The 4562-nt window shown below is 65.0% G+C and carries 5 protein-coding genes; 2 read left to right on the top strand and 3 right to left on the bottom strand.

Going from position 1 to position 4562, the window contains the following annotated elements; genetic code table 11:
• The coding region (locus QZY06_RS19160) for an outer membrane beta-barrel protein (protein ID WP_295687127.1) at window positions 1–697 on the top strand (697 nt) is incomplete at its 5' end.
• A 107-nt stretch (window positions 698–804) separates the two neighbouring features.
• Window positions 805–1518, top strand: a complete 714-nt coding sequence (locus QZY06_RS19155) for a TorF family putative porin (protein WP_295687125.1) — start codon at window positions 805–807, stop codon at window positions 1516–1518.
• Here the strand turns inward: QZY06_RS19155 and QZY06_RS19150 are convergent.
• The 3 genes from QZY06_RS19150 to QZY06_RS19140 form a co-directional block, all read right to left on the bottom strand.
• A complete protein-coding gene (locus QZY06_RS19150) occupies window positions 1506–3017 on the bottom strand; it encodes a YifB family Mg chelatase-like AAA ATPase (RefSeq protein ID WP_295687123.1) in 1512 nt (503 codons plus the stop codon). The two genes, QZY06_RS19155 and QZY06_RS19150, sit on opposite strands and share 13 nt — an antisense overlap.
• A gap of 36 nt (window positions 3018–3053) precedes the next feature.
• The gene (locus QZY06_RS19145) at window positions 3054–3311 is read right to left on the bottom strand and encodes an accessory factor UbiK family protein (RefSeq protein WP_295687121.1); all 258 of its coding nucleotides are present in this window, start codon (window positions 3309–3311) and stop codon (window positions 3054–3056) included.
• 22 nt (window positions 3312–3333) lie between these two features.
• Window positions 3334–4562 (bottom strand): putative Na+/H+ antiporter (locus tag QZY06_RS19140; RefSeq protein WP_295687119.1); only part of this gene is annotated, 1229 nt, incomplete at its 5' end.

Genomic DNA, 4562 nt, shown 5'->3' with positions numbered 1-4562 from the left:
CGGCCTGACGGTCATCGCCGGCCGCTACGGCTCGCTCGCCGGCTATGAAGTAACGGCTGACAACGCCGCTCCGTTCGTGTCGCGCTCGTTCCTCTTCAATAACACTCAGCCGTTCTTCCACACCGGTATCCGCGCTTCGTACAAGTTCAGCGATCTGCTCCTCGTGCAGGGCGGTATCGTCAACAGCGCGCCGCTGGCGCTGACGGTCGATGACAACGAGCAGAAAACCATCGAAGCGAACGTCACCCTGACGCCGAGCGATGCGCTGCTGCTGTCGGTCACCGACTACTACGGCTTCGACGAGTTCGGCGCGGGCGGCACCACCGTCGGCACCAACATGTTCGACATCGTTGCCCAGTGGCAGGCCACCGAGAAGCTGACCCTGGCCGTCAACGGTGACATCTACAAGGTCGACACCGTTGCCAAGACCCAGGGCGTTGCGCTCTATGGTCTGTTCCAGGCCACGGATCTGATCGGCCTGCGCGCTCGCGTCGAACTCGCCGAACAGAAGTTCAACGGCGGCGGCAAGGACACGTTCAAGGTCTACACCGCTGCGGTGGTTCTGTCGCCAGCCAAGAGCTTCGACCTGATCGCCGAAGCTCGCTATGACACGTCCAACAACGACGTGTTCCTGAACGGCGATGGCTTCAAGGACACCGGCGGCAACGTCGCTGTGAAGGGCATCTTCAAGTTCTGATCGCTTGAGCTGAACGCTGCAAGCAGTACCCGAAAAGGCCGCTCACGCGGCCTTTTCTTTTGGGCGCTCGGCTACAGTGCGGGCGACGCTTCGAACCCCAGCCTGAAATGCCGATTTTCCGATGTCTGCTGGTCGCCGCCTTGCTGCCGATGCCTGCGGCCTGGGCGGGATCGCTTGATCTGCGCACCACGGTGGCCACCGATGAGCTGTTTCGCGGCATTTCGCAGAACAACAGCCTGAGTTTCAGCCTGCGTGGCGACTATCGCTTCGACAATCGCGTCTATATCGGCGCCCGGGCGCTGAACAATCGCAGCCTTGGTGGGGGGCAGGGCGATTTCTATCTTGGCTACAGCCACGCGCTGAACCTGTTGGGCCTGATCCAGGCGACGGCCGATGGCGGCCTGTCGGCCAGCGTCTACGGCGAAGATGACAGCCGTCTCCAAAATCCAGACTACGTCGAGGGCTACGCGAGCCTCGGCGTCGGCCCGCTGAGAGTCAGCGGCAGCTATGCTCCGGATTACTTCGGCACCGGTGCAGCCGGCTATCGCATGGCCGGTCAATTGAAATTGCCGCTGCCGTTTCCAGGCTTGAGCGCCACTGGCGTGATCGGCTTGAATGGCGGTGACGGCGTGCGGCGGCTGATCGCCAGTCGCCAACAGGATGGGCGCGGTGCGCAGTACGCCGATTACATCCTGGTCATCAATCAGGAGTTACCGCTGGCGTTCTCGGCATTCGGACAGGTTTCCGGTGCCTCGGTGAACATCGATGGTTCTCGCGCACCAACCTTCCTGATCGGTCTGCGTTGGCACTACGGCGTCTGATCAACCGGCCTATAGCGCAGCGCCTCAGCAATCTGCGCGGTGCCGACGTCGGTAACGCTGGCCAGATCGGCAATCGTCCGCGCCACTTTCAGTACTCGATGGAACGCACGGGCCGATAGACCGAGCCGGGTCATCGCTGTCTGCAGCAAAGCGCGGCCGGCTTCATCGGGCGCGGCATCGCGATCCAACTCGCGAACGCCGAGCGCGGCGTTGATCTTGCCGGCGCGCGCCAGCTGTAGTGCCCGCGCTGCCTGCACCCGCAGCCGGACTGTCGCGCTTGATTCCGAAGTGACCGGCGTTGCCGAGGTCAGCGCCGTGGCCTCGAGTCGCGGCACGAACACATGTAGATCGATGCGATCGAGCAAGGGTCCGGACAAGCGGCCGCGATAACGGGCGACCTGATCCGGTGTGCAACGACAGCGCGAGCCCTGGCCGACATCACCGAGATAGCCACAGGGGCAGGGGTTCATCGCGGCGACCAGCTGGAAACGGGCGGGAAAATCGACCTGCCGCGCAGCGCGGGAAATGGTGATCCGGCCATTCTCGAGTGGTTCGCGCAGCACTTCGAGGACGGCGCGTTCGAACTCGGGTAGTTCATCGAGAAACAGCACGCCGCCGTGCGCCAAAGTGATTTCGCCGGGCCGGGGATTGCCACCGCCGCCGACCAGCGCCACCGCGGACGCCGTGTGATGCGGGCTGCGGTACGGTCGGCGGCCCCACAGTGCCGGATCGAAACCTCCGTGACCGATGCTGGCGATCGCGGCCACTTCCAGCGCTTCATCCTGGGCCAGCGGCGGCAGCAGGCCGGGCAGGCGCTGCGCCAGCATGCTCTTGCCGCTGCCGGGCGGGCCGGCCATCAGCAGCGAGTGACCGCCGGCGGCGGCGATTTCCAACGCTCGCCGCGCCTGCAACTGGCCGCGTACGTCGGCGAGATCCGGACCGTGATCAGCGGCTGCTTCCAGGATCGGCCTTGGTGCGACGCTGAGACGGTTTTCGTGCAATTCGGTGCATAACGCACCAAGACTGAGCGATCCGTGAACGATTGCGTGCTCGGCAAGCGACGCTTCGCCGATATTGGCCGCTGGTACCAGCAAAGCGCGCCCCATCTTGGCGCATTGCAGGGCCGCGGGCAGTGCGCCGCGCACGGGACGAATCTCGCCGGTCAGGGATAGTTCGCCCAGCACTTCGAGCCCGGCCAGCGGTTCCAGCGGAATCTGGCCGGAGGCGGCGAGCACGCCGAGCGCGATCGGCAGATCGAAGCGACCGCCTTCCTTGGGCAGATCGGCTGGCGCCAGATTGACGGTGATCCGACGATTCGGGAACTGGTAGCCGGAATTGACGATCGCGGCGCGTACCCGATCGCGCGACTCCCGCACTGCCGCTTCCGGCAGACCGACGATCGCCAGGCCGGGCAGGCCTGGCGCCAGATGCACTTCCACGGTCACGGCTTCGGCGGTAAGTCCGTTTTGTGCGCGGCTGTGAATGATGGCAAGCGACAATGGAACGTCCTGGTTGGCAGTTCCGAAGCTTCGCGCCTAGTCGGCTGGACCAGCCGCCTGCTTTTCGAGCGCCTTCAGCCGCTTTTCCAGCGCCGCCAGACGAGTCTGGGTGCGGGCGAGCAGTTCGGCCTGGGTGTCGAAGCGCTCTCGGCTGACCAGTTCCAGGCGATCGAGGTTGGCGCGCAGCACGGCGCGGAAGTTGTCCTCCAACTCGGTCCTGAGGCCGCGCAGCCCGGGGGGCAGCACGCGGCCGAGGCGGGAGGCAATTTCTTCGAGGGCGCGGGGATCGATCATCTTGAGGGCTTGCGGTTGAGCGTCAGAACAGCAGGAAAGCGAAGAACATCAGCAGCGTAGGCGGGAGCGCGGCGATAAACAATCCACCGGCGCCAACGGTCTGGTTCGGGAACAGCGGCTTCAGGATCGCCATGCCGGCCGGGTTCGGCGCGTTGGCGATCACGGTCAGGCCGCCGCCGGTGATGGCACCGGCCACCACGAAGTACTTGAACTCGTCGGACAGGTTCGGCACCTGGGCGGCCAGATAGGTGACGGCGGCGTTGTCGGTAATCGCGGTCAGCATCGTCGCGGCGACGAAAACTTGTTGCGGGTTCAGCGCCTGCAGCACCGGCTTCAGCCACCACTGCTGCAGGCCGCCGATGATCACCAGGCCGGTCAGGAAGCAGGCCACCAGCAGCGCTTCCTTGAGGATCAGGCGGTTCTGGTGCACCGGGTAGGCGTGGGCCCAGAGCAGGAACAGCAGCAACACGCCAAGGAACATCGGCGGGTGGTGGGCGAAGATCACGATGGCGATCAGGAAACCGAGATGCAGCAGGGCCTGGGCGACCGGCACGCGATGGTCGTCACCGGAAGCGTCCTCGGTCGGCAGCTTGCGCAGGGTCGACATGAAAATGCCGGTAACCACCGCGGCATTGATCAGCACCACCGGGACCACCTTGATCGCAAAGTTGCTGAGCATGAAGTTCAGGTCCCAGCCCCAGATGCTCGCCACCATCAATACCGGCGGCGCCGCGAACGGTGTCAGCGCGCCGCCGACCGAGACATTGACGAACAGCACGCCAAGCGTGGCGTAACACATGCGCACCGGCAGGCGATGGCGGAAATGGCTTTCACGCAGCAGCAGCGCCGCCAGGGTCATCGCGCCAGGTTCGGTGATCAGCGAGCCGAGCAGCGGAATCACCGTCAATGCTGCGAAGTAGGTCGCCGCAGCACCCGGCAGCGGCAGCACGCGGGCGACCACGCGGGTGACATTGCCCATCGCCGCCAATACCGGCCGGCTGGCGGCGACCACCATGATCGCGAACACGAACAGTGGCTCGGTGAAGTTGCGGCCATCGACATAGGCGATCGCCGCCGCCGGGCCTTCCACGGCCATGAAGACGGAGATCAGCGCGGCTGCCCACAGGGCGAACACGATCTCGACTTCGGCCAGCGAGTGGATCAGGCCGGCGTGGTGCGGAAAACGGTGGGCGATCTTCGCGACGAAAGCGACCGAGAAGGTGTGCAGCAGCGCCAGGGCGAAGATGGCGG

It is taken from the genome of uncultured Nevskia sp. (genome assembly GCF_903885465.1).
Classification (GTDB): domain Bacteria; phylum Pseudomonadota; class Gammaproteobacteria; order Nevskiales; family Nevskiaceae; genus Nevskia.
This window is presented reverse-complemented; position numbering and strand designations above follow the sequence as displayed.